Genomic DNA, 23,486 nt, shown 5'->3' with positions numbered 1-23,486 from the left:
ATGCATTCACGCACGCAGTTGCTGTCGGTACTGGCCCGGTGGCATGCCGAACCAGCGGCGGCAGGCGCGAAAGAGATTGCTCTGGTCCACAAAGCCCAGCAGGTCGGCCACCTCGGCCAGGCTGCGGCGCGGCTCGCCCAGGTACTGCAGGGCCAGCTCGCGCCGGGTTTCGTCCAGCAGTTGCTGGTAGCTGGTGTCTTCGGCCTGCAGGCGGCGCTGCAAGGTGCGGTCGGTCAGGCCCAGCAGGCTGGCCACGTCTTCGCGGCGCGGCTCGCCCTGGGGCAGCAGGCGCGCGATCTCGTGGCGCACGCGCGCGCCCACGCCGGCCTGGCCCAGGTGGTCGAGTTCGGTTTCGACCAGCTTTTCGTGCAGTGCCAGCAGTTCGGGGTTGTGCGTGGGAATGGGGGCGAGCAGGTCGGCCTCGGACAGCAGGAAGCGGTTCGCGTCCTCGCCGAAGCGCGGCAGCAGGCCGAAGGCCGCGCGGTAGGCGGCCTCGTGCGAGGGGGCGGGCGCCTCGGCCATGAATTCCACGGCCAGCGGCCGGACATCGCGCCGCGTCAGCCAGTTGCACAGCACCAGCAGCGTGAGCACGGCGAACTCCACGCGCTGGCGCGGCACGGGCCTTGTGGCGCCGATGTGATGTATGGACAACCAGTAGCCGCGCGCATCGCGCTCCAGCGTGAAGGACGTTGCGTCCGAGATCACGGCCATGTGGCGTTCCAGGTCGCGGAAGCCGGCCAGCAGGTGCGGGCCCGAAGCCAGCGAGTAGCCGACCAGATCGATGTTGCCGTGGCGCGCGGCCAGTTGCCGGTCCAGCCCCAGCGTGGGATTGGCGGACTGGGCCACGGCCAGCTCCCAGAGCCGGCTCACGCGGTCCACATCGGTACGGGCCTGCGAATGCTGCAGTGCGGCAAGGTCGATATCGGCTGCGGCGCACAGGCTTTGCGGGGCCAGCCCTTCGGTGGCCATCATGTCCAGGATGCCGCGCACCCAGGCGGCGGAGCTGCTGCGCTGCGTTGTCATGACCGGGTTTTCCTGGGCCATTCGGGGCGCTGTTTGCGTTCTGAAGTCACTGTTTTGGCGTGGTTGCGATAGCGGCGTTTTGCCGCGCTGTTCCTAGAATTTTTGCAGCGCGGCGAACGACTGCGCAGTGTGACCCATGGGCCCGGCGCGGCCCATACGGGAAACCCCAAAAACCATTCAGGAGACAAGCATGCGCACAGGACAGCGGTGGATGGCTGGCGGCATACGCCTGGCCGTGGCTTCAATGGCTTTGTGGCTCGCGGCCTGCGGCGGCTCGGGCGGCGGAGGCCCCGAACTGCGCGAGACGGCCTACGGCCCCTTGCGCGGCGTGGACGATGGCGCCGCCACGGGCACCTATTTCTGGAAGGGCGTGCCTTTTGCCCAGGCGCCCGTGGGCGCGCTGCGCTGGCAGCCGCCGGCCGAGCCCAAGGCCTGGGAGGGCGTGCGCGAGGCGCGCCAGTTCGGCAATGCCTGCCTGCAGATCGGGCGCATGTACGGCCCGGGAGCCAACAACCGCTTCGACGACACCATCGCCTCCACCCTGGGCCAGCCCGTGGGCAGCGAGGACTGCCTGACGCTCAACATCTGGCGCCCGGCCAGCGGTGCCGAGAAGCTGCCGGTGCTGGTGTTCATCCACGGCGGCAGCGCCATCTCGGGCTATACCGCCGATCCGCTGTATGACGGCGCGGCCCTGGCGCGCGCCGCCAATGCCGTGGTGGTGACGGCCAACTACCGGCTGGACATCCTGGGCTACATGCACATGCCGCAGATGCAGGCCGGCGCGCCGGCCACGGGCAACTTCGCGCTGCTGGACAACCTGCAGGCGCTGCGCTTTGTGCAGCGCAATATCGCGGGCTTTGGCGGCGATCCGGGCAATGTCACGCTCATGGGCCAGTCGGCGGGGGCCACCAATGTGCTGGCGCTGCTGGCGGCCGAATCGGCGCGCGGCCTGTTCCACAGGCTGGTGCCCATCAGCGGCGGGCTGTCGCTTCCATCCAACCTGCCGGCCGGCGTGCTGGCCACGCTCAAGCCGGCTTCGGCCTACGCCACCCAGTCCGCGCTGCTGCTGGCCCATCTGATGGTGGCCGATGGGCTGGCTGCCGATGTGGCGGCTGCCGCCACGGTGGCTGCCGGCTGGACACCGGCGCAGATTGCGGCCTACCTGCGCGGCAAGGATGCGCGCGTGCTGCTGCAGACCCTGGTGGCCAAGGGCCTGACGGGCGCGGGACCGATTCCCGACGGCCTGCTGCTGCCCACCGATCCCATGGCCGCGCTGGCTGCGGGCCAATACAACCGCATGCCCGTGATGGCCGGCTACACGGCCGAGGAGGGCAAGCTGTTCGCGCCCCTGCTGGCTGCGCTGGGCGGCAAGCCGGGCTTCAGGATCGATGATGCGGCGCGCTTTCGCATGATGCAGTCCTTCGATGCGCAGTCGCCCAACGCGCCGGGCCTGGCCGACATCATCGATGCCGCCTACCTGCCCGTCGATACGCCGGTCATCGGCTACAACGCCCGCATGGCGCAACTGACCCATCTGTTCGCCGATCCCAGCCGCGACCAGTTGCTCAACACGCTGCGCACCCGGCAGGCCGAGGTCTGGAGCTACCGCTTCGACTGGGCGCGCCAGCCCGCCCCCTGGAACACGGTCTACGGCGCGGCCCATGCGTTCGATCTGCCCTTTCTCTTCGGCAACTTCGGGCCGTCCGTGTTCTCCCGCGTGACCAACAGCACGGCGAATGCCCCGGGCCGGCTGGCGCTGTCGAACGCCATGATGGCCAGCCTCAAGGCCTTCATGCAGACGGGCAATCCGCAGAACGCGGCCCTGGGCCAGACATGGAAGCCCTGGCCGTCCAGCCTGATCTTTGATGCCGAGCCGGGCGCGACAAGTATCCGGCTGCAGTGAGAGAGCCGATAAGCGGGCAGGTGAGCGAGTAGATGAGCGAGCAGGGGCTTGCCGCGGCAAGCCCCAAGAGATAGCCAACAACAACGAAGGAGACAAGTACCCATGACAGTCAAGACCGTTTTCACACATGCCTGGCGCTGGCCGCTGGCGGGGGCCATTGCCGCCGCCGCCGTGGGCCTGGCCGCCTGCGGAGGGGGATCGTCGGGCATGCCCGCGCCCATGGGGCCGGGCCAGCAATCGGGCTACATCACCCTGCCGGACGGCAGCAGGATGCGCTACTCGCTGCTCCTGCCCGAGGGGCAGGGCCCGTTCCCGCTGCTGGTCGAGTACGACGGCTATATCTCGGGCTCGTACCCCAACATCAGCAGTCCCTGGACCAAGGAAGGCTATGCGGTCATGGGGCTGAACGTGCCGGGCACGGGCTGCTCCACGGGGGATGACAAGGTGTTTGACGCCAGCGTAGGTGCGGCCGGGGCCTTTGCCATCGAGTGGGCCGGGCGGCAGGCCTGGTCCAATGGCCGCATCGGCATGATCGGCTACTCGTACTCGGGCTACAACCAGCTGTGGGTGGCGGCGCACCGGCCCAAGGGGCTGCTGGCGATCACGCCCAGCAAGAATGTGGGCGATCCCTACCGGGACGTGGGCTATCCGGGCGGCATTGCCAACATCGGCTTTCCGGCGCAGTGGTGGAACGGCTTCCCGCGCATCTGGCGCACGGCCGCCGACCTGGCGGTGAAGAACGGTGGCGACACGGAATGCGCCAAGACGGTGGCCGACAACATCGAGAAGATCAAGCGGCCCGAGCTGGACCTGATCAAGTGGCTGGACAACCCCTATGCCGATGGCCTGTATCTGGAGCGCAGCGCCATGCTGCAAAGCGGCAAGATCAATATCCCCACGCTGGGCACGCAGTCCTGGCAGGACGAGCAGATCGGCCCGCGCTCGGGCTACTACGAAGACACCATTGCGCCCGACAGGATGTGGCTGGTCAGCTCCAACGGCGACCACCACACGAACATCACCTCGGACCATATCGACCAGACGCTGAAGCGCTTCCTGGCGCGCTTCGTCAAGGGCGAGGACAACGGCTTCGACAAGGAGCCGCGCGTGCGCCTGCTGCAGGAGATGCAGACCACGGACGCCAAGGCCCTCAATGGCGGCGCCAAGCTCATGCCCACGGGCGAGGCACGGTTTGACCGGCTGCCTGTCCAGGTCAAGCCCCTGCGCCTGTGGATGCAGCCCGGCCAGGCGCTGGGCGACAGCGCACCCGCCTCAGGCACGGCTTCTTCCAGCTACCGCTATCCGGCCCTGAGTCCGCAGGTGAACAACCCGGCGGCCGAAGGCTGGCCCGCCGTGCCCGCTTCGGAAAAGGATGGCCAGCTGGTCTTCACCACGGCGGCCCTGCCGCAGGACCTGAGCTTCTATGGCGAAGGCTCGGCCGACCTGTGGCTCAGCGCCACGGCCGCCAATACCGACATCCAGGTCACCGTGTCCGAGGTGCGGCCGGACGGGCAGGAGATGTTCGTGCAGCGCGGCTGGCTGCGTGCCTCCAAGCGTGCGCTCGATGAGAGCCGATCCACGGCGCTGCGTCCCTGGGGGGCCTACACACGGGACAAGGATGTGCCACTGGTTGCCGGCCAGCCCCAGTTGATGCGGGTGGAGATCCAGAAATTCGCGCATGTGTTCCGCGCCGGTTCAAGCATTCGCGTGACAGTGGATTCGCCATCGCAGACCGGATACTGGATCTTCGGCAACGACAAGACGCCGTCCACGAACACGCTGTGGCATGACGCGGCGCATGCCTCCAGCATCGTCCTAGGGTATATCCCATACGAGCATGCGAAGACGCTGCCGAGTTGCGACAAGACAATGCGTCAACCATGCCGGAAAAACGATGCGCCTGTCCCTGCCGGGATCGGACCCAGGGCGCCGGCCTGAGCCCACCCTCCATGCGGGCAGCGGCATCGCGCACCAGGGCCTTGGCCTTGCGCGAATCCGCGGTCCGCAGTTCACGACGTTCACGAAGTTCAATCACCTTAGGAGCCTATAGATGCTGGGTCTGATGCAAAGCCAACCACTGTTGATCTCGTCGCTGATCGACTTCGCCGACCGCCACCATGGCGATGCGGAGATCGTCTCGCGCAGGGTGGAGGGCGATATCCATCGCTATACGTACCGCGACCTGGCACGGCGCTCGCGCCAGCTGGCGAACACGCTGGACGGCCTGGGCCTGCAGCCTGGCGACCGCGTGGCCTCGCTGGCCTGGAACGGCTATCGCCACATGGAGATGTACTTCGGCGTCAGCGGCTCGGGCCGCGTGCTGCACACGGTCAACCCGCGCCTGCACCCCGACCAGGTGGCGTGGATCATCAACCACGCGGAAGACCGCGTCATGTGCTTTGACCTGACCTTCCTGCCCATCATCCAGGCCGTGCATGCCAAGTGCCCCACGGTGCGCCAGTGGGTGGCGCTGTGCGATGCGGACCGCCTGCCCGCCGACAGCGGCATTCCGGGCCTGGTCAGCTACGAGGACTGGATTGGCGGCCAGCCCGACCAGTACCAGTGGCCCGAATTCGACGAGAACACGGCCTCCAGCATGTGCTACACCAGCGGCACTACGGGCAACCCGAAGGCCGTGCTCTACAGCCACCGCTCCACCACGCTGCACGCCTACGCGGCCGCGCTGCCCGATGTGATGTGCATATCGGCGCGCGACTCGGTGCTGCCCGTCGTGCCCATGTTCCACGTCAACGCCTGGGGTATTCCCTACTCGGCCGCGCTCACGGGCTGCAAGCTGGTGTTCCCGGGCCCCGCGCTGGACGGCAAGTCGCTGTACGAGCTGATCGAGGCCGAAGGCGTCACCTACGCGGCCGGCGTGCCCACGGTCTGGCAGATGCTGCTGGGCCACATCAGGCCGGGCGGCCTGCGGTTTTCCACGCTCAAGCGCACGGTGATCGGCGGCTCCGCCTGCCCACCGGCCATGATCACGGCCTTCCAGGACGAGTTCGGCGTGGAGGTGCTGCATGCCTGGGGCATGACCGAGATGAGCCCGCTGGGCACGCTGTGCACGCTCAAGAACAAGCAGCTGCAGCTGCCCAAGGACGAGCAGATGAAGATCCTGCAAAAGCAGGGCCGCGCCATCTACGGCGTGGACATGCGCATCGTCGACAGCGACGGCACCGACCAGCCCTGGGACGGCAAGAGCTATGGCGACCTGCTGGTGCGCGGACCCTGGATCGTGGACAGCTACTTCAAGGGCGAGAGCCCGCTGGTCAAGGACGCGCAGGGCCGCGGCTGGTTCCCCACGGGCGACGTGGCCACCATCGACCCGGACGGCTTCATGCAGATCACCGACCGCAGCAAGGACGTGATCAAGTCCGGCGGCGAGTGGATCAGCTCCATCGACATCGAGAACATCGCCATGGCCCATCCGGCCGTGGCCATGGCCGCCTGCATAGGCATGCCGCATCCCAAGTGGGACGAGCGCCCCATCGTCGCCGTGGCGAAGAAGCCCGGCGCCGAGGTCACGCGCGAGGAACTGCTCAAGTTCTACGAGGGCAAGACCGCCAAGTGGCAGATCCCCGACGACGTGGTCTTCGTCGATGCCATCCCGCTGGGCGCCACCGGAAAAATGCTCAAGACCCGGCTGCGCGAGCAGCTGGCCGGCTACCGGCTGCCGGGGCTTTGAGCCGTTGCGGGCGGCCACCGGGCCAGGGCATGCGGGGGCATGTCCTGGCCGGGGCGGCCGGTCCGAGTCTCGTCGGCGATAGCCGCTAGGGGCAATCACCGATCAGGGCAGGGCACAGGGGCCATTACCCTGGGCCTCGCCCAGAAACCACCACAAGAGGAGACGCTTCATGAAGTTTGCGATCAAGGCATTGACGGCATCCCTGGCCCTGGCTTGCGCCACGGGCGCCATGGCCCAGAAGGGCGAGACGGTGAAGGTTGCGTGGATCGACCCGCTGTCCGGCCTCATGGCCGCGCTGGGGTCCAACCAGCTCAAGAGCCTGCAGTACATCGCCGAGGAGCTCAACAAGGGCACGGCCTCGGGCGTGAAGTTCGAGATCATCGGCATCGACAACAAGCTCAGCCCGCAGGAAACCACGGCAGCCCTGCGCTCGGCCATGGACCAGGGCGTGCGCTACGTCTTCCAGGGCAACGGCTCGGGCCCGGCCCTGGCCATCATGGATGCGCTGGAAAAGCACAACGCGCGCAACAAGGGCAAGGAAGTCGTCTACCTCAACTACGCGGCCGTGGACCCGGACCTGACCAACAGCAAGTGCAGCTACTGGCACTTCCGCCTGGATGCGGACACCTCCATGAAGATGGAGGCCCTGACCACGTACATGAAGGACGTGCCCGAGGTCAAGAAGGTCTACCTGATCAACCAGAACTACTCGCACGGCCAGCAGGTCTCCAAATACGCCAAGGAGATGCTCAAGCGCAAGCGCCCCGATGTGGAGATCGTGGGCGACGATTTCTCGCCGCTGGCCCAGGTGCGCGACTTCGCCCCCTACATCGCCAAGATCAAGCAGTCGGGTGCCGACTCGGTGATCACGGGCAACTGGGGCTCGGACCTGGCGCTGCTGATCAAGGCCGCCAGCGATGCAGGCCTGAACAACGTCAAGTTCTACACCTACTACGCCATCGCCACCGGCGCGCCCACGGCCATGGGCGCGGCTGCGGCCGACAAGGTCTACATGGTGGGCTACGGCCACATGAACCTGCCCGGCCCGCTGGACCGCATCACCAAGGGCTACAAGGCCAAGTTCAACGACGACATGTACACGGGCTCGCTGTACTCGGGCCTGACCATGCTGGACCAGGCCTTCCTGCGCGCCAAGACCACGGACCCGGCCAAGGTGGCGGCCACCATGGAGGGCATGAAGTTCAACAGCCTCAACGGCGAAGTGGAGATGCGCAAGAGCGACCACCAGCTGCAGCAGGGCCTGTTCATCGCGCGCTGGGAAAAGGCCGGCGGCAAGTATCCGATGGATTCGGAGAACACCGGCTACACCTTCGTTCCCGTGAAGTACTACGAGCCCTATGTGGCCAGCACGCCGACATCCTGTGAGATGAAGCGACCCTCATGACGGCATAACTGGCCATTGAACTTCGCAAAGGGGCGCGAGGCGCCCCTTTTTTCGCCCGAAATCAGGCAAAACGCGGTTTTCTGGCCTGATCGATGGCGATCTGTCGCCAATGTGTCCAGGGCCGCAGCCAAGTCGCATGCGCGATAGTTTCTAAGGCATTCCCCAGAGGGAAATTGTCATTCAGGCGTTAGTCTGGCGCCAATACAGATATCCGAATCAACCGGAAAAAGGAGACATAAAAATGAAGTGGATCGTGCATTCGGTGGCCGCCTCGGCCATGCTGGCCTGTGCATCGGGCGCCTGGGCGCAAAAGGGCGAGACGGTGAAGATCGGCTGGATCGATCCTCTGTCGGGTCTGATGGCCGCCGTGGGCACGAATCAGCTCAAGACCTTCCAGCTGATGGCCGAGGAGTTCAACAGGAAAAATGCCTCGGGCGTGAAGTTCGAGATCATCCCGCTGGACAACAAGCTCAGCCCGCAGGAGACCACGGCCGTGCTGCGTTCGGCCATGGACCAGGGCGCACGCTACGTGGTGCAGGGCAACGGCTCGGGCCCGGCCCTGGCCATCATGGATGCGCTGGAAAAGCACAACGCACGCAACAAGGGCAAGGAAGTCGTCTACCTCAACTACGCGGCCGTGGACCCGGACCTGACCAACAGCAAGTGCAGCTACTGGCATTTCCGCCTGGATGCCGACACCTCCATGAAGATGGAGGCCTTGACCACGTACATGAAGGACGTGCCGGAGGTCAAGAAGGTCTACCTGATCAACCAGAACTACTCGCACGGTCAGCAGGTCTCCAAGTACGCCAAGGAAATGCTCAAGGCCAAGCGGCCTGATGTGCAGGTGGTGGGCGACGACTTCGCGCCCCTGGCCCAGGTGCGCGACTTCGCTCCCTACATCGCCAAGATCAAGCAATCGGGCGCCGACACGGTGATCACGGGCAACTGGGGATCGGACCTGTCGCTGCTGCTCAAGGCCGCCAACGACGCGGGCCTGAACAACGTCAAGTTCTACACCTACTACGCCTTCGGCTCGGGCTCGCCCACGGCCATGGGCGCAGCGTCCGACGTCAAGGTCTACACCGTGGGCTATGGCCACTACAACATGGGCGGCCCCATCCAGCCGCTGATGGCCGAGTTCAAGAAGAAGATGAACGACGACCTCACGCAAAGCTCGATCTACCACGTGTTCGCGCTGCTGGATGCGGCCTTCGTCAAGACCGGCGGCACGGACCCCGTGAAGGTGGCGGCCGCGCTGGAGGGCATGAAGCTCAAGAGCTTCAACGGCGAAGTGGAGATGCGCAAGAGCGACCACCAGCTGCAGCAGGGCCTGTACATCACGCGCTGGGAAAAGGCCGGCGGCAAGAACCCGTATGACGCAGAGAACACGGGCTACACCTTCGCCCCGGTGAAGTACTACGAGCCCTACGTGGCCAGCACACCCACCTCCTGCCAGATGAAGCGCCCGTCCTGAGAGCGGCCCGCACCGCTTCCTGTCCCCAACGCACCGAGACCAAGGCCTTTCGATGACGCTTGAGTTCTTCACCATATCGCTGCTCAACGGCGTGAGCTATGGACTGCTGCTGTTCATGCTCAGCTCGGGGCTGACGCTGATCTTCAGCATGATGGGCGTGCTCAACTTCGCCCACACCAGCTTCTACATGCTGGGCGCGTACTTCGGCTACACGCTCAGCGGCATCATCGGCTTCTGGGGCGCGCTGTTCGTCGCGCCCCTGCTGGTGGGCGCGCTGGGCGCCATGTTCGAGCGCTACAGCCTGCGCCGCGTGCACAAGTACGGCCATGTGCCCGAACTGCTCGTGACCTTCGGTCTGTCCTACCTCATCCTCGAGGTGGTGCAGCTGGTCTGGGGCCGCGGCACCGTGCCCTACGGACTGCCGCCCGCGCTGCAGGGCCCGCTGTTCACGCTGTACGGCACGCAGTTCCCGCGCTCGCGCTCCTTCGTGATGCTGCTGGCGCTGCTGATGCTGGTGGCCGTCTGGCTGCTGCTGACGCGCACGCGCATCGGCCTGGTCATCCAGGCTGCGCTCAAGAACCCCGAGATGGTGGAGGCCCTGGGCCACAACGTACCGCGCGTGTTCATGATGGTGTTCGGCGGCGGCTGCGCGCTGGCGGGGCTGGCCGGCGTCATCGGCGGCAACACCTATGTGACCGAGCCGGCCATGGCCATGTCGGTCGGCTCCATCATCTTCGTGGTGGTGGTGGTCGGCGGCATGGGCTCGCTGGCGGGGGCCTTCGTGGCCTCGCTGCTGATCGGCGTCGTGCAGACCTTTGCCGTGGCCATCGACTGGTCGCTGGCCAGCCTGCTGACCTCGCTGGGCAGCCCGGTCGGCGAGCAGACCTTTGGCTGGCCGCTGCTCAAGCTCACCATCTCCCAGGTCGCGCCCATCCTGCCCTACCTGTTCCTGGTGCTGATCCTCATCTTCCGGCCCAAGGGCCTCCTGGGCACGCGGGGAGATTGACACCATGTCCTCGATCACCAAAACGACCATGACATCCACTGCCGCAAAAGGCGTTCCGGGCGCTTCGGGGGCTGCGGGCGCAGGGCGCCACTACAGCTTCCAGCCGCTCAACATCGGCCGCATCCTGATCTGGGGCGCCTTCGCCCTGGCGCTGATCGTCGCGCCGCTGGTGTTCACCAGCAGCCTGGCGCTGACCATGCTCAGCCAGATCGGCTATCTCATCATCATCTGCCTGTCCTACAACATCCTGCTGGGGCAGGGCGGCATGCTGAGCTTCGGCCATGCGGTCTACACGGGGCTGGGCTCGTTCATCGCCATCCATGCGATGAACCGGGCCAGCTCCGGCGACTGGGGCATTCCGCTGGTGCTGATTCCCATCATCGGCGGCCTGGGCGGCATGTTCTTCGCGGCCCTGCTGGGCTATGTGACCACCAAGAAGTCGGGTACCACCTTCGCCATGATCACCATGGGCATCGGCGAGCTGGTGGCGTCCATGGCGCTGATGTTCCCCGAGTTCTTCGGGGGCGAGGGCGGCATCACCACCGACCGCGTCTATGGCAAGCCCTTCTTCGGGCTGACCTTCGGCTCGGGCATGGAGGTGTACTACCTGATCGCCGCCTACTGCTTCATCTGCACGGCCGCCATGTTCGCCTTCACGGGCACGCCGCTGGGGCGCATGCTCAACGCCGTGCGCGACAACCCCGAGCGCGTGGAGTTCGTGGGCTACAACACGCAGCGCGTGCGCTACTTCTCCTTCATCATCGCGGGCTTCTTCGCAGGCGTGGGCGGGGGGCTTGCAGCCATCAACTTCGAGATCATCACGGCCATGGACAGCGTGAGCGTGATGCGCTCGGGCTCGTACCTGCTGTTCACCTTCCTGGGCGGCGCCACCTTCTTCTTCGGGCCCATCATCGGCGCCGTGCTGCTGGTGCTGGCTTCGGTGCTGCTGTCGGAGCTGACCAAGGCCTGGCTGCTGTACCTGGGCCTGGTGTTCCTGCTGATGGTGATGTACGCACCGGGCGGCGTTGCCAGCCTGATCATGATGAACCTGCGCGTGGCGCGCTTCGGCAAGTGGCGCCGGCTGGCCCAGCCCTACCTGGCCATCGCGGCCAGCGCCCTGGTCATGATCGTGGGCGGCGCGGCCATCGTCGAGATGATCTACCACCTGCAGCTCAATGCGGCCCTGGGTCCCCAGGTCTCGTTCATGGGCGTGCAGCTCGATACCAGCTCGGCATCGACCTGGACCGTGGCCGTTGCCATCTTCGTGGTGGGCCTGGGCCTGCTGGAAGTGGCCCGGCGCTGGTGCCTGCGCCGCTGGGAGCGCATCCAGGAAGAAATCGAAGAAGCCATCAAGCGCGGGGAGGGTTGAACCATGTCCAGCATTGCAATCGAACGTCCGGGCACCGCGGCCGCCGCCGTGGCTGGCGAGGCCACCTATGCGCTGGAGCTGCGCGACCTGTACAAGCGCTTCGGCAAGGCCGAGATCATCCGTGGCGCCCAGCTGGCCGTGAAGCCGGGCGAGCGCGTGGCCATCATCGGCCCCAACGGCGCGGGCAAGAGCACGCTGTTCAACCTGATCAGTGGCCGCTTCGAGCCCACCAGCGGGCAGGTGCTGCTCAACGGCCAGCGCATCGACGGCAAGAAGCCCTATGAAATCAACCGCATGGGGCTGTCGCGCAGTTTTCAGATCACCAACATCTTTCCCAAGCTCAGCGTGTTCGAGAACCTGCGCTGCAGCGTGCTGTGGAGCCTGGGCTACCGCTACAGCTGCTGGCGCTTCCTGTCGAAGCTGCGCGACGCCAATGCCCGCGCCGATGAGCTGATGGAGATGATCGGCCTGCACAGAAAGCGCGACACGCTGGCCGTGAACCTGACCTATGCCGAGCAGCGTGCGCTGGAGATCGGCATCACCATCGGCGGCGGCGCCGGCGTCATCCTGCTGGACGAACCCACGGCCGGCATGAGCAACAGCGAAACGGCCCATTTCATCCAGCTGATCAAGAAGGTCACCGAAGGCAAGACCCTGCTGACCGTGGAGCACGACATGGGCGTGGTCTTCGGCCTGGCCGACAAGATCGCCGTCGTGGTCTACGGCGAAGTCATCGCCTACGACACGCCAGAGGCCGTGCGTGCCAATCCGCGCGTGCAGGAGGCCTATCTGGGCTCGTCCGTGGCGGATCAACAAGCTGGTGCACATTGAGGAAGCGCGGATGCTGAACATCAACAACCTGCATGCCTATTACGGCAAAAGCCATGTGTTGCATGGCGTGGACTTCTCGGTGCAGCCCGGCGAGATCGTCGCGCTGCTGGGGCGCAACGGCTCGGGCCGCTCCACCACGGCCAAGGCCATCATGGGCCTGGTGCACTGGGAGGGCTCGCTGGACTGGAAGGGCCAGAGCCTGACCGGCCGCAAGGCCTACGAGATCGCCCACCTGGGCGTGGGCTACGTGCCCGAGAGCCGCGACGTGTTCCCCAACCTCACCGTGCACCAGAACCTGCTGCTGGGACAGAAGGGCAAGGGCCGGGACAGCCGCTGGGGCTTCGACGACATGTACGCCATGTTCCCGCGCCTGAAGGAGCGCCAGCACACCGAGGCCGGCGTGATGTCGGGCGGCGAGCAGCAGATGCTGACCCTGTGCCGCACGCTGATGGGCGACCCCGACCTGATCATCATCGACGAGCCCACCGAGGGCTTGGCTCCCAAGATCGTCGAGCTGGTGGGCGAGTACCTGCAAAAGATCAAGCAGCGCGGCGTGTCCGTGCTGCTGATCGAGCAAAAGCTCACCATTGCCATGAGCATCTCCGACCGCGCCCTGGTCATGGGCCATGGGCGCATCGTCTTCGACGGCACGCCCGACGGGCTGCGCGCCGATCAGAAAGTACGCAAGGAGTGGCTGGAGGTTTAAGAAAATCGCCTTGCGCCGGGTCTTCAATTGATGGCTTATGATGGATTTTCTGAAATGACATCCCCATGTCTATCAGTTCAACTTTAAAAAATCGACATCATGCTTTCAATTGAAGACTTGAAAAAGCTGCACGATGAAGCCAAGGCGGTTGCAGTGGACAGATCAACGGCGGAACCGGCTGAATGCATATTCATACACCGGACAGCGGTCATCATGGCCGATGGAGAGGTCGTGACTTGTGCGAACATGTACGCTGAAAATGTGGGCCATCTGAAGAAGGATGTCAATTTTTCTTCGCTATGGAACAACGAGCGAATGCAGTCGGTGCGCGGCACGCTCAACACGGAAAAAGAATGGGAGCAATGCAAGAAATGCTGGTTCCGTGAAATCAGATATGCCGAACAGAGAAATATCTGGGCGAACTTTGGAGGGGAAAGAACACAAGCTTCGCTGGCCAAGAAGGTTGAATATCAACCGATTGCCTGGGATTTCATAAAGGAGCAGGGGGAGAGAAATAAAAATGAATAAAATCCAACCCCAGCTGAAGAATCTAGGATTGTTCCGTGTCAAAAAAGAGGATTTATACATAGAATTGGCGTTGCGCATAAAAAAGGCTCCCGTCAATCGATATGATTTCAGCAAGCTGTATTTTTCAACTGGCATTTTGGGACGTTACAGCGAAGAGCGTGCCATTTGCTTTCGATTGCAAAACGTCCACCAGGTGGAGCGAATACGCGTATTGATTCCCGATGAAGCGCGTGAGGCGGGCTGGGTAAAGTTGCGGCTGGAAGCCTTTGTTCAGGGCCACGGAGAATTCGATGTGGTTTCCGCTGCACTTGTTCCTGAGGATGGAGACGAACTGTCAAGGCAGGCCTATCTGCTGGGGTTGAAGGAATGGGTTCGCGCCCAGGTGGTGCACAGTGAGTCTCGCCAGCTGGCACAGGTGCCGCATCTGCCAGAGTCCCTGAGTCTCGAACTGACTGCCGCATGCAATCTTCACTGCTCGCATTGCAGCAGCCATGGAGATGAGAATGAGCACCGCATGAACAATCGGCGCCCGGCTTTTTCGCAAGATGTGCTGGAGTCTCTGGCACATGAAGTTTTCCCCTATCTGACGTTGATCAACCTGGTGGGCCGCGGCGAGCCGAGCATGGTGTCCATGCCCCTGTGGAATCGTTTGTTCGAGTTGTGCGAGGCATACAACGTGCTGGTCACCTGCGTAACCAATGGGACATTTGTGAAGCAGCGGTTTGACGAACGAAAGATTCGCTTGGTGGATACGCTCACCTTTTCCATAGACGGGATCACGGACGAGGTTTTTGCCGCCAATCGCACAGGCGCCGATTTGCCTACATTCAAGAAAAATCTGGACTATTACCAAACGCTGCGCTGCGGATCTGATCTGCTTCGCCGGCCACGGCTTGGATTGTCCTGGACACTGAAGCGCAACAATATCCACGAGTTTCCGGATTTCATCCGTTTCGCTATCGAGTCCGAGGCCGACTTGCTGTATGTGCGCCATCTGTTGCTGTTTCGGCCAGAAGACGCGGAGCAGTCTTTGGTTGGCGAACCGGAGTTGTGCAACCACTATCTGTCAATAGGGTATGCCATGTTGGAGGGGCAGCAAATCAAGCTTGACGTACCTCCGCTGGCCGTGGCGGCCTAGGCCTGCACACGGAATTTCTGAAGTGAGTCAGACCGTGGTGAACAGGTGCCTATTCGGCGTCTCGACACAATTTGTCCCGCCCGAGACAAGGGTGGATGGCAAAGGCGGAAGAACTCCCTACAATCAAAAACGCACGATCGTTCTTTTTCTATCGCATAGGGGACAACAGCATGACTGCTGAATACAAAGTGGACGGTGCCATCGCCGTCATCACCTTGAACAATCCGCCGGTCAACGGCCTGGGGCTATCCACGCGGCGGGGCATCGTCGAGGGGCTGGACAAGGCCTATTCCGACCCGGCCGTCAAGGCCATCGTCATCACGGGCGCCGGCAAGGCCTTCTCGGGCGGCGCTGACATCAACGAGTTCGGCAAGGAAGAGGCGTATCGCGAGCCTCACCTGGTCTCGCTGATCAACTCGCTGGACCAGGGCAGCAAGCCCGTGGTGGCCGCCATCCATACCGTCTGCATGGGCGGCGGGCTGGAGCTGGCGCTGGGCTGCAACTACCGCGTGGCCGCTCCCGGCACCCTGGTGGCCCTGCCGGAAGTCAAGCTGGGCCTGCTGCCCGGTGCAGGCGGCACGCAGCGCCTGCCGCGCGTGCTGGGCGTGGAGACCGCGCTGAACATGATCGTCAGCGGCGAACCCGTCAAGAGCGAGCTGCTGGCCTCCATCCCCGGCCAGAAGCTGTTCGACAAGATGGCCGCTTCGCCCGAGTCCCTGCTGGACGAGGCCAAGGCCTTTGCGCTGGAAGTGGCTGACAAGCGTCCGCTGCCGCGCGTGCGCGACCTGCCCTGCAAGCACCCCCAGGGCGACGCCTACTTCCAGTTCGCGCGCAACATGGTCAAGGGCATGGCCAAGAACTACCCGGCCCCGGCCCGCTGCGTGGACACGGTGGAGAACGCAGCGCGCAAGAAGTTCGACGAGGGCATGGCCCTGGAGCGCGATGCCTTCATGCAACTGATGTGGTCGCCCGAGTCGCGCGCGCTGCGCCACCTGTTCATGGCCGAGCGCGCGGCCTCCAAGATCGCCGACGTTCCCTCGGACACGGCTGTGCGCGACATCAAGACCGTGGGCGTCATCGGTGCCGGCACCATGGGCGGCGGCATCTCCATGAACTTCCTGAACGCGGGCATTCCCGTGACCATTCTGGAGACCAAGCAGGAAGCGCTGGACCGTGGCGTGGCCACCATCCGCAAGAACTACGAAGCCCAGGTCAAGAAGGGCAAGCTCACCCAGGAAAAGTACGACCAGCGCATGGCGCTGCTGAGCACCACGCTGTCGTATGACGCGCTCAAGAACGCCGACCTCATCATCGAGGCGGTGTTCGAGGAGCTGGGCGTCAAGGAAACCGTGTTCAAGCAGCTGGACGAGGTGGCCAAGCCCGGCGCCATCCTGGCCTCCAACACCTCCACGCTGGACGTGGACAAGATCGCCGCCTTCACCAAGCGCCCGCAGGACGTGGTGGGCATGCACTTCTTCAGCCCCGCCAACGTGATGAAGCTGCTGGAAGTGGTGCGCGGCAAGCACACCGCCAAAGACGTGCTGGCCACCGTGATGAAGCTGGCCAAGAAGATCAAGAAGACCGCCGTGGTCTCGGGCGTGTGCGATGGCTTCATCGGCAACCGCATGATCGAGCAGTACTCGCGCCAGGCCGGCTTCCTGCTGGACGAAGGCGCCACGCCCGCCCAGGTGGACAAGGCCATCGAGAAGTTCGGCTTCGCCATGGGCCCGTTCCGCATGGGCGATCTGGCCGGCAACGACATCGGCTGGGCCATCCGCAAGCGCCGCGCCGTCGAGCGCGCCGACATGAAGTACAGCCGCACGGCCGACAAGCTGTGCGAGCTGGGCCGCTTCGGCCAGAAGACCGGTGCGGGCTGGTACGACTACCAGGCGGGCAAGCGCGACGCCATCCCGTCCGAGCTGGTCAACCAGATGATCGAGTCCCACCGCAAGGAGCTGGGCATCACCCCGCGCAAGATCTCCGATGAGGAAATCGTCCAGCGCCTGGTCTTCGCCCTGGTCAACGAAGGCGCCCACATCCTGGAAGACGGCATCGCCGGCAAGTCGGGCGATATCGACATGGTCTACCTGACCGGCTATGGCTTCCCCATCTGGCGCGGCGGCCCCATGCACTACGCGGGTGAGGTCGGGCTGTTCAACCTGGTCCAGGCCATGAACCGCTTTGCCAAAAACCCCAACGACGACGCCGATTTCTGGCAGCCGGCCCCTTTGCTGGCGAAGCTGGCGGCCGAAGGCAAGCAATTCAGCTGAGACGTGCGGCGCACGAACTTTTTGCGAACCACCGCAAACCCGCCATACAAGGAATATCCATGACATCCGCCGTGATCGTTTCCACCGCCCGCACGCCCCTGGCCAAAAGCTGGAAGGGCTCCTTCAACATGACCCATGGCGCCACGCTGGGCGGCCATGCCGTGCAGCACGCCGTGCAGCGCGCAGGCGTCGACCCTGCCGCCGTCGATGACGTGATCATGGGCTGCGCCAACCCCGAAGGCGCCACCGGCATGAACATTGCGCGCCAGATCGCGCTCAAGGCCGGCCTGCCCATCACCGCATCGGGCATGACCATCAACCGCTTCTGCTCCTCGGGCCTGCAGACCATTGCCACCGCATCGCAGCGCATCATCGCGGGCGAGGGCGATGTCTACGTGGCCGGCGGCGTGGAGTCCATCTCCTGCGTGCAGCAGGAAATGAACCTGCACATGATCCAGGACCTGGCCCTGGCCAAGCAAAAGCCCGAGATCTACTGGAGCATGCTGCAGACCGCCGAACAGGTCGCCAAGCGCTACGGCATCGGCCGTGACGCCATGGACGAATACGGCGCCGCCAGCCAGCAAAAGGCCTGCGCGGCCCAGGCCGCCGGCCTGCTGGACGCCGAGATCGCGCCCATCACCGTGACCATGGGCGTGGCCGACAAGGTGCGCGGCCTGATCACCAAGGAAGTGACCTGCAGCAAGGACGAGGGCGTGCGCGAAGGCACGACCAAGGAAGGCATCTCGGGCATCCGCCCCGCGTTGCCCGGCGGCGTGATCTCGGCCGGCAATGCCAGCCAGTTCTCCGATGGCGCAGGTGCCTGCGTGGTGGTGAGCGAGGACTATGCATCGCGCAACAACCTCAAGCCTCTTGGCCGCTTCCTGGGCTTTGCCGTGGCCGGCTGCGAGCCCGACGAAATGGGCATCGGCCCTGTCTTCGCCGTGCCCAAGGTGCTCAAGAAGCTGGGCCTGACGGTGCAGGACATCGACCTGTGGGAGCTCAATGAGGCCTTTGCCGTGCAGGTGCTGTACTGCCGCGACAAGCTGGGCATCCCCAACGACCGCCTCAACGTCAACGGCGGCGCCATTGCCCTGGGCCATCCCTATGGCGTGTCGGGCCAGCGCCTGACGGGCCACGCCCTGATCGAAGGCAAGCGCCGCGGTGCCAAGCGTGTCTGCGTGACCATGTGCATCGGCGGCGGCATGGGTGCCGCCGGCGTGTTCGAAGTGCTGTAAGTGCAGGTGGCGGCTGCGGCCGCCACCGCCTGTTCCCGTTACTCCTGTTGGCCGCACGCGCTCCCTCTGGCGGCGCCTGCGGCTTCTTTTTTTGATTCCGGACATCACCATGCGCCTGCGTTCCACCATCGATTTCCTGCTCTATGAATGGCTGCGCGCCGATGCGCTGGGCGAGCGCGAGCGTTTTGCCGACCATTCGCGCGACACCTTCGATGCCGTGCTCGACACCTGCGAGCGCATCGCCCGCGAGAAATACGCCCCCTTCAACCGCACCGTGGACACGCAGGAGCCGCAGTTCGACGGCGAGAAAGTCATCCTGCCCCAGTGCACCCACGATGCGCGCCAGGCCTATACCGACTCGGGCATGCTCAGCGCCGCCCAGGACTACGACATCGGCGGCATGCAGCTGCCCTACACCGTGGAGGCAGCAGCCAACAGCTTCTTCGCGGCGGCCTCCATCAGCATCGGCTCCAACATGCTGACCTCGGGCAATGCCAACGCCATCATGGCCCACGGCACGGACATGCAAAAGCAGGTCTTTGCCACCAATGAATTCAATGGCCGCTGGGCCGGCACCATGTGCCTGTCCGAGCCCCAGGCCGGCTCCTCGCTGAGCGATATCGCCACGCGCGCCGAGCCCGATGGCGCCGACTTCGAGAGCGATGCGCTGGGGCCGCGCTACCGCCTCAAGGGCAACAAGATGTGGATCAGCGCGGGCGACCATGAGTTGACCGAGAACATCGTCCACCTCGTGCTGGCCAAGATCCCCGGTCCCGATGGCAAGCCCGTGCCCGGCGTGCGGGGCATCTCGCTGTTCATCGTGCCCAAGAAGCTCGTGGACACCGAAGGCCAACTCACCGGCGAGCGCAACGACGTGGCCCTGGCCGGCCTCAACCACAAGCTGGGCTGGCGCGGGACCACCAACACGCTGCTGAACTTCGGGGAAGGGCGCTTTCCCGTGCGCGGCGGTGCCGGGGCCGTGGGCTACCTGGTCGGCAAGCCCGGCGAAGGCCTCAAATGCATGTTCCACATGATGAACGAGGCCCGCATCTCCATCGGCATGGCCGCCACCATGCTGGGCCTGGCCGGCTACCACGCCAGCCTGGACTATGCGCAGAGCCGCCCGCAGGGCCGGCCGATCAAGGGGGCGCCGGGTGCAGCCGGCAAGGATGCCACGCGCCCCCAGTCGCGCATCATCGAGCACGCCGACGTCAAGCGCATGCTGCTGGCGCAGAAGTCCTATTGCGAAGGCGCGCTGGCGCTGAACCTGTTCTGCGCACGCCTGGTCGATGAGCAGTACACCGGCACGCCCGAATCCGTGGCCGAGGCCCGGCTGCTGCTGGAAGTGCTGACCCCCATCTCCAAGAGCTGGCCCAGCGAGTTCTGCCTGGAGGCCAACTCCCTGGCCATCCAGATCCACGGCGGCTACGGCTACACGCGCGACTTCCCCGTGGAGCAATACTGGCGCGACAACCGCCTGAACATGATCCACGAAGGCACGCACGGCATCCAGGCCATGGACCTGCTGGGCCGCAAGGTGCTCATGGAGGGCGGCAAGGGCCTGCAGCTGCTGGCCACGCGCATCAACGACACCATCCAGCGCGCCATGGCCCGGCCCGAACTGGCCGGCCATGCCAATGAACTGGCCAAGGCTCTGCAGGAAGTCGGCGCCGCCACCAAGGCCGCATGGGCCACCGACGACCCGCAACAGGCCCTGGCCAATGCCGTGCCCTACATGCAGGCCTTCGGCCACACGGTACTGGCCTGGACCTGGCTGGACGTGTCCCTGGCTGTACTCGCCAAGGACGCCGCCCTGGCCGAACCTGCCAACGCTGGCCGCATGGCCGCCATGCGCTACTTCTTTGGCTACGAGCTGCCGAAGATCGGCGCATGGCTCAAGGTCGTGCGTGAGCGCGACATGACCTGCGCGGAGATGAGTGAAGAGGCGTTCTGAGGGAGTTGGCAGCACGGCTGCCGGAGGATGCAAAAAAGCGCGGACCATGTGGTCTGCGCTTTTTTTATTTCAGGGATTTTCAAGGTTGCCGGAGAGCCTGGCCTGCTCTTTGACCCATTCCCTGGTTTTCCCGCGAACGCACCACTCGGGGTTTTTTACCCAGTCTGTGAAATAAATGGTTGGGTGATCCCTTAGGATGCTGCAATTGGTATATCCAAGCTTTGGCATTGCATAGTACTGCAATGGAACTAATATAATAAATGAAATGGCTATGCTTGCAAAATTAATGGAAAGCATAATTATCAAAATGCGCTCCATAATTTTTAGCACTCTTTCTTTGCAAGGAATTGCATTCGCGATCATCGTTAATAAGAGTATCGCTGGTGTTGGAAGTGAAGAGATTAATAGTGGTGTGATTGGGACTATTTTTACAATTGCTTCATTGTTGTGAAGGTCACTAATATTCGGAAACGTATCATTAATGCAAATGAGAACATTGGCAATGAATATGAGTATTAATAATGGAGTTCCCCATATGGAGTTTTTTCTATTTATGATTATGCGATTCTTCATTTTCTTTAATTGGTTTTATTTTACTCTAGATATGCTGCACAGGAGATTTTTGGTATCCATTGCTGGGTCGCAGTAAAAATCTTCTTTCTCGTGTTTATTTTCATTTTTCTGAATTTTTTCCCAAGCGATGGATTGTGTATTGATTTGATAGAGACCTGTTGCCGTTCTTTCGGGTAAGGCCTTCATAGCGTTTACGACATTTTCTTTGACTCGCCAATATGTATCGGCTTGGTTGAGCGCAAAGCTGGTGATGAGTACGGCTACAGCCATGGCAAAGAGCGGCATCACTGCCACCGTCGTCATTCCAGTGGTTATGGTGGCCGCCGCTATCCCAGCAAGTGTTCCCAGTCCTGCTTTCACGGCCTCCACTCCAATCCCACCCACGAGATCATGCATTGTCTTCTCGTCATTGAAGATGAAGTCCAGTGTCTCTATCCCGGTGCCCACCACCAGGCTCAGAAGAAACCCGCCCTTGGCCACATTCTGCAGACCGCGAATACCCAGGCCCATCTGGACCATGCGTGGATTGGCGGCAAGGAATCGCGTGCCTTGCAGCAACTGGCGGCGAAGTCCTGCGTAGCCCGTGATGATGATATAGGTGCCTGTGGCGGTTGTCTTGATATAGGAGCGGGCACCGGCCAGGCCCAATGCAATCAGCGTTTTGGTGATCAGGTACGCGTCGCTGACCATCAGGGAGGCGGGAGCGACCCAGGGTTTGCCTGCATTCGGGCTGGCGGTGTGTGTCCAGTATCGCCCAAGCGCACTGTGGGCCAGCATGGCATGCAGCGTGGCCGCCAGGCGAGGATTGTTACGCGCCTTGTCGCTCAGTATGTCTGCGTATTCCTGTGGCGTGAGCACAATGGCATCGATCTGTTTTTGCTCCATTTGGCGAGCAAGCATGTCGGCATAGCCGATCTGATAGAAGGTGGCGGCAATGGAGGCTGGCATGGTGTATGGAGACGCTGGATCAGAAGTGGAATCGAGTTTTCCAGCCAATGCGCCTTGATCAATAAAGGCAATTTGACGGAAATGAGTGGTTGCAAGCAGGCGAATAATCCGCCGTCAGTGTCCAAGCGGGTTTCTGATGTTTGCTGTGCGAAGAGTCCTCATTTGATTTCATGGCCTGCACGAGGTCAATCAAATAAGTCGCCCACAGATCATTTTCAGAATTATCCTTAGGACAATTCCTAAAATCAGGTTTGAAATTCCAGGTGAATAGAGATGCTGCCAATAAGCGTTGGGTCCCAGGCAGCGCCATTCGCCATGGGTGGTATTCACGGGGCACAAGCGCAGGCTGCCCGGCTCGGCCACGGGCATTTGCGGATGAAGGATGCGGGGAGAGGTGGTCCGTACCGCCGCTGCGCTTGCGGGCAGGCTGCTGGACCGGGGTATGGGCTACGGTCTCACCGTGCTGAATGCTTGCAGACGAGGACTCAGGGAACGGGTGTCAGCGCATCGGAAGCCGTGCAGGCGCTGAAGGCCGCCTGCCGGAGGGTGCATGCCTCAAAGATCCAGTCCGAGATAACGCGTGCCCGGCACGGGATTGAAGCTCACCGGTTCCGCATCCACAAAACCCAGGTTTTCATACAGCCGCTGCGCAGCCTGGAACTCGGGCAGCACGTCCAGGCAGATGCGGGTGTAGCCCGCATGCCGTGCGGCGTCCAGGATGCCTTCCACCAGGCGGCGCCCCAGGTTTTCGCCGCGTACCGTGGGGCGCACGTAGACGCGCTTCATTTCGCCTGTCTGCGCATCCACCTGGCGCAGGGCGGCGCAGCCCACGGGCTGGCCGTCTTTCCAGGCCAGCAGCACGCAGCCCTCGGGTGCGGCGTACTTGCCGGGCAGGGCGGCGAACTCGGTCTCGAAGTCCTGGAAGTCCAGGCTCACGGTGGGGCTGGCCACGTACTCCCGGAAGATGCGGACCACGGCGTCGAGGTCTTCGGGGAAGCGGGCGGGGCGGATATCGGTCATGGGTGGCAAGGGGTCAAGCCCTGTTCAAGGGCGCTGCTCAGTTGGAATGAAAGCGCACAAGGATAGGGCAAGACGCCCGGGCCGCCGCCGATCCGCTACAGCATGGGCACCACGCCCAAGCACAGGGCATCGTCGTGCGCCAGGCGGGCAACGGGACAGCCCGCAATTCACTCCTTCGGGGGCGCCTGTTCAGTGCTTTCGCACCTGCCGGTTTGCCTGGAGATCTGTGCTCCAGCTTTCAGGCATTTGTCTTTCTCCACATGGTTCAGGATCAGCGGCGCCAGCCACGCTGCCAGCAAGGCAAGCGCCAAGGGCAGCACGCCAAGCACCCACAGCATCCACTTCGCCTCACGCCGGAAATGCCCGGAGATTCCTGCGTTGGGCGATGCGGGATCTTTCATGGCGATGGCAC

At 63.5% G+C, this 23,486-nt stretch carries 19 protein-coding genes; 14 read left to right on the top strand and 5 right to left on the bottom strand.

What is annotated here, in order from left to right; all coding sequences use genetic code 11:
- Window positions 1-6: 6 nt before the first annotated feature.
- A complete protein-coding gene (locus tag A4F85_RS09015) occupies window positions 7-1,023 on the bottom strand; it encodes an AraC family transcriptional regulator (RefSeq protein ID WP_012205141.1) in 1,017 nt (338 codons plus the stop codon).
- 190 nt (window positions 1,024-1,213) lie between these two features.
- Between A4F85_RS09015 and A4F85_RS09010 the strand changes: the two genes are divergently transcribed.
- From A4F85_RS09010 to A4F85_RS08950, 14 genes are all read left to right on the top strand, one after another.
- The gene (locus tag A4F85_RS09010; RefSeq protein ID WP_063326372.1) at window positions 1,214-2,926 is read left to right on the top strand and encodes a carboxylesterase/lipase family protein; all 1,713 of its coding nucleotides are present in this window, start codon (window positions 1,214-1,216) and stop codon (window positions 2,924-2,926) included.
- Window positions 2,927-3,028: 102 nt separating this feature from the next.
- Window positions 3,029-4,864 (top strand): CocE/NonD family hydrolase, encoded by a 1,836-nt coding sequence (locus A4F85_RS09005; RefSeq protein WP_034392679.1) that lies wholly within the window; start codon window positions 3,029-3,031, stop codon window positions 4,862-4,864.
- A gap of 112 nt (window positions 4,865-4,976) precedes the next feature.
- Window positions 4,977-6,614, top strand: coding sequence for a 3-(methylthio)propionyl-CoA ligase (locus tag A4F85_RS09000; RefSeq protein WP_043822739.1), 1,638 nt, complete (start codon window positions 4,977-4,979; stop codon window positions 6,612-6,614).
- A 169-nt stretch (window positions 6,615-6,783) separates the two neighbouring features.
- Window positions 6,784-8,019: a branched-chain amino acid ABC transporter substrate-binding protein gene (locus A4F85_RS08995; RefSeq protein WP_013802774.1), complete on the top strand. Its 1,236-nt coding sequence runs from the start codon at window positions 6,784-6,786 to the stop codon at window positions 8,017-8,019.
- Window positions 8,020-8,260: 241 nt separating this feature from the next.
- On the top strand, window positions 8,261-9,496 hold the full coding sequence (locus A4F85_RS08990; protein WP_063326371.1) for a branched-chain amino acid ABC transporter substrate-binding protein: 1,236 nt from the start codon (window positions 8,261-8,263) through the stop codon (window positions 9,494-9,496).
- A gap of 52 nt (window positions 9,497-9,548) precedes the next feature.
- Complete coding sequence (locus A4F85_RS08985; RefSeq protein ID WP_013802772.1) at window positions 9,549-10,502, top strand: branched-chain amino acid ABC transporter permease; 954 nt, start codon at window positions 9,549-9,551, stop codon at window positions 10,500-10,502.
- Window positions 10,503-10,506: 4 nt separating this feature from the next.
- Complete coding sequence (locus A4F85_RS08980) at window positions 10,507-11,871, top strand: branched-chain amino acid ABC transporter permease (RefSeq protein ID WP_013802771.1); 1,365 nt, start codon at window positions 10,507-10,509, stop codon at window positions 11,869-11,871.
- Between the two features lie 3 nt (window positions 11,872-11,874).
- Window positions 11,875-12,702, top strand: coding sequence for an ABC transporter ATP-binding protein (locus A4F85_RS08975; protein ID WP_051940671.1), 828 nt, complete (start codon window positions 11,875-11,877; stop codon window positions 12,700-12,702).
- Between the two features lie 10 nt (window positions 12,703-12,712).
- Window positions 12,713-13,408 (top strand): ABC transporter ATP-binding protein, encoded by a 696-nt coding sequence (locus tag A4F85_RS08970; RefSeq protein ID WP_012205150.1) that lies wholly within the window; start codon window positions 12,713-12,715, stop codon window positions 13,406-13,408.
- A 99-nt stretch (window positions 13,409-13,507) separates the two neighbouring features.
- Entirely contained in the window at window positions 13,508-13,936 is a 429-nt protein-coding gene (locus A4F85_RS29520) for an SPASM domain-containing protein (protein ID WP_082848169.1), read from the top strand.
- Window positions 13,929-15,074, top strand: a complete 1,146-nt coding sequence (locus tag A4F85_RS08965; RefSeq protein WP_156516989.1) for a radical SAM protein — start codon at window positions 13,929-13,931, stop codon at window positions 15,072-15,074. The genes A4F85_RS29520 and A4F85_RS08965 overlap by 8 nt, the downstream gene beginning before the upstream one ends.
- 170 nt (window positions 15,075-15,244) lie before the next feature.
- Window positions 15,245-17,344: a 3-hydroxyacyl-CoA dehydrogenase NAD-binding domain-containing protein gene (locus A4F85_RS08960; protein ID WP_063326369.1), complete on the top strand. Its 2,100-nt coding sequence runs from the start codon at window positions 15,245-15,247 to the stop codon at window positions 17,342-17,344.
- 59 nt (window positions 17,345-17,403) lie between these two features.
- Window positions 17,404-18,579: an acetyl-CoA C-acyltransferase gene (locus A4F85_RS08955; protein WP_013802768.1), complete on the top strand. Its 1,176-nt coding sequence runs from the start codon at window positions 17,404-17,406 to the stop codon at window positions 18,577-18,579.
- Window positions 18,580-18,688: 109 nt separating this feature from the next.
- Window positions 18,689-20,533: an acyl-CoA dehydrogenase gene (locus A4F85_RS08950; protein WP_063327926.1), complete on the top strand. Its 1,845-nt coding sequence runs from the start codon at window positions 18,689-18,691 to the stop codon at window positions 20,531-20,533.
- 69 nt (window positions 20,534-20,602) lie between these two features.
- On the opposite strand, the gene A4F85_RS31090 is transcribed toward A4F85_RS08950, so the two are convergent.
- The 4 genes from A4F85_RS31090 to A4F85_RS08935 all read right to left on the bottom strand — a co-directional run bounded on the left by A4F85_RS31090 (window position 20,603) and on the right by A4F85_RS08935 (window position 23,475).
- Window positions 20,603-21,106 (bottom strand): hypothetical protein, encoded by a 504-nt coding sequence (locus A4F85_RS31090; RefSeq protein WP_231890506.1) that lies wholly within the window; start codon window positions 21,104-21,106, stop codon window positions 20,603-20,605.
- 15 nt (window positions 21,107-21,121) lie between these two features.
- Window positions 21,122-22,054 (bottom strand): hypothetical protein, encoded by a 933-nt coding sequence (locus A4F85_RS08945; RefSeq protein ID WP_063326368.1) that lies wholly within the window; start codon window positions 22,052-22,054, stop codon window positions 21,122-21,124.
- 555 nt (window positions 22,055-22,609) lie between these two features.
- The gene (locus A4F85_RS08940; RefSeq protein WP_063326367.1) at window positions 22,610-23,074 is read right to left on the bottom strand and encodes a GNAT family N-acetyltransferase; all 465 of its coding nucleotides are present in this window, start codon (window positions 23,072-23,074) and stop codon (window positions 22,610-22,612) included.
- Window positions 23,075-23,241: 167 nt separating this feature from the next.
- The gene (locus A4F85_RS08935) at window positions 23,242-23,475 is read right to left on the bottom strand and encodes a hypothetical protein (RefSeq protein ID WP_063326366.1); all 234 of its coding nucleotides are present in this window, start codon (window positions 23,473-23,475) and stop codon (window positions 23,242-23,244) included.
- Window positions 23,476-23,486: the final 11 nt, after the last annotated feature.

Origin of the sequence: Delftia sp. GW456-R20 (assembly GCF_001622915.1) — a bacterium.
Taxonomy (GTDB): Bacteria; Pseudomonadota; Gammaproteobacteria; order Burkholderiales; family Burkholderiaceae_C; genus Comamonas; species Comamonas acidovorans.
The sequence above is the reverse complement of the archived record's forward strand: the minus strand, read 5'-3'. Positions and strand labels throughout refer to the sequence as shown.

What these genes read in the sequence shown, in the direction of transcription:
- A4F85_RS09005 (WP_034392679.1), top strand. Translation starts at nt 3,029, where the DNA reads ATGACAGTCAAGACCGTTTTCACACATGCCTGGCGCTGGCCGCTGGCG.
- A4F85_RS08970 (WP_012205150.1), top strand. Translation starts at nt 12,713, where the DNA reads ATGCTGAACATCAACAACCTGCATGCCTATTACGGCAAAAGCCATGTG.
- A4F85_RS08945 (WP_063326368.1), bottom strand. Translation starts at nt 22,054, where the DNA reads ATGCCAGCCTCCATTGCCGCCACCTTCTATCAGATCGGCTATGCCGAC.
- A4F85_RS08965 (WP_156516989.1), top strand. Translation starts at nt 13,929, where the DNA reads ATGAATAAAATCCAACCCCAGCTGAAGAATCTAGGATTGTTCCGTGTC.
- A4F85_RS08940 (WP_063326367.1), bottom strand. Translation starts at nt 23,074, where the DNA reads ATGACCGATATCCGCCCCGCCCGCTTCCCCGAAGACCTCGACGCCGTG.
- A4F85_RS31090 (WP_231890506.1), bottom strand. Translation starts at nt 21,106, where the DNA reads ATGAAGAATCGCATAATCATAAATAGAAAAAACTCCATATGGGGAACT.
- A4F85_RS08995 (WP_013802774.1), top strand. Translation starts at nt 6,784, where the DNA reads ATGAAGTTTGCGATCAAGGCATTGACGGCATCCCTGGCCCTGGCTTGC.
- A4F85_RS08960 (WP_063326369.1), top strand. Translation starts at nt 15,245, where the DNA reads ATGACTGCTGAATACAAAGTGGACGGTGCCATCGCCGTCATCACCTTG.
- A4F85_RS29520 (WP_082848169.1), top strand. Translation starts at nt 13,508, where the DNA reads ATGCTTTCAATTGAAGACTTGAAAAAGCTGCACGATGAAGCCAAGGCG.
- A4F85_RS09010 (WP_063326372.1), top strand. Translation starts at nt 1,214, where the DNA reads ATGCGCACAGGACAGCGGTGGATGGCTGGCGGCATACGCCTGGCCGTG.
- A4F85_RS08985 (WP_013802772.1), top strand. Translation starts at nt 9,549, where the DNA reads ATGACGCTTGAGTTCTTCACCATATCGCTGCTCAACGGCGTGAGCTAT.
- A4F85_RS09000 (WP_043822739.1), top strand. Translation starts at nt 4,977, where the DNA reads ATGCTGGGTCTGATGCAAAGCCAACCACTGTTGATCTCGTCGCTGATC.
- A4F85_RS08990 (WP_063326371.1), top strand. Translation starts at nt 8,261, where the DNA reads ATGAAGTGGATCGTGCATTCGGTGGCCGCCTCGGCCATGCTGGCCTGT.
- A4F85_RS08935 (WP_063326366.1), bottom strand. Translation starts at nt 23,475, where the DNA reads ATGAAAGATCCCGCATCGCCCAACGCAGGAATCTCCGGGCATTTCCGG.
- A4F85_RS08955 (WP_013802768.1), top strand. Translation starts at nt 17,404, where the DNA reads ATGACATCCGCCGTGATCGTTTCCACCGCCCGCACGCCCCTGGCCAAA.
- A4F85_RS08950 (WP_063327926.1), top strand. Translation starts at nt 18,689, where the DNA reads ATGCGCCTGCGTTCCACCATCGATTTCCTGCTCTATGAATGGCTGCGC.
- A4F85_RS09015 (WP_012205141.1), bottom strand. Translation starts at nt 1,023, where the DNA reads ATGACAACGCAGCGCAGCAGCTCCGCCGCCTGGGTGCGCGGCATCCTG.
- A4F85_RS08980 (WP_013802771.1), top strand. Translation starts at nt 10,507, where the DNA reads ATGTCCTCGATCACCAAAACGACCATGACATCCACTGCCGCAAAAGGC.
- A4F85_RS08975 (WP_051940671.1), top strand. Translation starts at nt 11,875, where the DNA reads ATGTCCAGCATTGCAATCGAACGTCCGGGCACCGCGGCCGCCGCCGTG.